Origin of the sequence: Mycobacterium kyorinense (assembly GCF_001672775.1) — a bacterium.
Lineage (GTDB): Bacteria > Actinomycetota > Actinomycetes > Mycobacteriales > Mycobacteriaceae > Mycobacterium > Mycobacterium kyorinense_A.
This window is the reverse complement of record NZ_LZKJ01000130.1, coordinates 1-2,151: the sequence shown is the minus strand read 5'-3', so window position 1 is coordinate 2,151 and position 2,151 is coordinate 1. Positions and strand designations below refer to the sequence as shown.

The window sequence follows — 2,151 nt, the reverse complement described above, 5'->3', positions numbered from 1 at the left end:
ACCCACACCGCGCGTACGGATTTGACGTTGTCCCTCGCCGAACGTTTCACCGACAATGGCGCGCCCGCCGGGATCGGCGGAACCGTGGAATTCCGCACCGACGTATTCGACGCGGTGAGCATCGAAACGCTGATCGAGCGGTTGCGGCGAGTGCTGACGGCGATGACCGCCGATCCGGCCCGGCGCGTCTCGTCGGTCGATGTGCTCGACGCACAGGAATATGTCCGCCTCGACGAGATCGGCAACCGAGCGGTATTGAGCCTGCCGACCCCGACTGGGGTCGATTCCGGCGTTGTTCGCCGCGCAGGTGGCGCACACACCGGAGGTCGTGGCCCTGACCTTTGACGGCCGCTCGATGACGTACCGCGAGCTCGACGAAGCGTCGAACCGGTTGGCGCACTTGCTGATTGGCTACGGTGCCGGTCCGGGGAAGTCTGTTGCGCTGCTGATGCCGCGATCGGCTGATGCGGTCGTGGCGTTGCTGGCGGTGCTCAAAACCGGGGCGGCCTATCTGGCCATCGACCCAGGTCATCCCGATGCCCGCATCGCGTTCATGGTGGCCGATGCCGCGCCGGTCGCCGCCCTCACCACCGCCGGACTGGCTGGTCGGCTGGACGGCCATCAGGTGACGGTCATCGATATCGACGACCCCACTGCCGATAGCCAACCGCGCACTGCGCTGCCCACCCCAAGACCCGACGACATCGCGTATCTGATCTACACCTCGGGCACCACGGGATTGCCTAAGGGCGTGGCGATCCCGCACCGCAACGTGGTCGGGCTACTGGAAACGCTCGATGCTGATCTGGAGCTGTCGGCGCGACAAGTGTGGTCGCAGTGCCATTCGTTGGCCTTCGACTTCTCGGTGTGGGAAATCTGGGGTGCGTTGTTGCGGGGTGGGCGCCTGGTGGTGGTGCCGGACCCGGTCGTGCGTTCGCCCCAAGACCTGCATGCGTTGCTGGCCACCGAACAGGTCAGTGTGTTGAGTCAAACCCCCTCGGCCTTTTATGCGTTGCAAACCGCTGATGCGCTCGCCCCCGAGTTGGGAGCTCAACTCAGGCTCGAGACGGTGGTGTTTGGTGGGGAAGCGCTCGAACCGCAGCGTCTTGAGAATTGGCTGGAGAAGCATCCCAGGCTGCCGCGACTGATCAACATGTACGGCATCACCGAGACGACGGTGCATGCCTCGTTCCGCGAGATCGTCGAAGCCGACGTCGATCGCAGCACCAGCCCCATTGGCAGGCCGTTAGGACATCTGGGCTTTTTCGTGCTCGACGGGTGGCTGCGTCCGGTGCCCGCTGGGGTCGTGGCGGAGTTGTACGTAGCCGGCGCCGGGCTGGCGCATGGGTACGTGCGTCGGTCAGCGTTGACGTCGTCGCGGTTTGTGGCCAGTCCCTTCGGGGCCCCGGGTACACGGATGTATCGCACCGGGGATCTGGTGCGCTGGGGCCAGGATGGGGAACTGGAGTATCTGGGCCGCGCGGACGAACAGGTCAAGATCCGCGGGTATCGCATCGAGCTGGGGGAGATCCAGGCCGCGCTGGCCGCACTCGACGGCGTGGAACAGGCGGTGGTGATCGCCCGCGAGGACCACCCCGGCGACAAACGTCTGGTCGGCTATGTGACCGGCTCCGCCGACCTGGCCGTCGCACATAGCGACCTGGCGCAACGGCTGCCGAGCTATATGGTGCCCGCCGCGGTGGTACAACTGGATGCCCTGCCGCTAACGGTCAACGGCAAACTTGATACCCGAGCACTGCCCGCACCGGAATATCAGCATGCTGACCATTACCGCGCTCCAGCCGATCCTGTCGAGGAGATCCTGGCCGGCATCTTTGCCGACATTCTCGGGCTTGAGCGTGTCGGCGTCGACGACTCGTTCTTCGAACTTGGCGGAGATTCGTTGTCGGCGATGCGGGTGATCGCGGCGGTCAACAAATCTTTGGATGCCAGTGTGGCTGTGCGGGTGTTGTTCGAGGCGCCCACTGTTGCGCAGTTGGCGCCGCGGCTGGGTTCTGACGGACGTGGCTTGGAGCCGTTGGTGGCCGGTGAGCGGCCGGCGGTGCTGCCGTTGTCGTTTGCCCAGAACCGGTTGTGGTTCTTGGATCAGTTGCAGGGACCGTCGCCGATTTACAACATGGCGGTGGCGTT

Annotated in this window: 1 pseudogene; it reads left to right on the top strand. The window is 64.9% G+C overall.

Annotated elements, in window-relative coordinates:
* Nucleotides 1–2,151 (top strand): annotated as a pseudogene (locus A5707_RS14130) (non-ribosomal peptide synthetase); the annotation flags it as partial.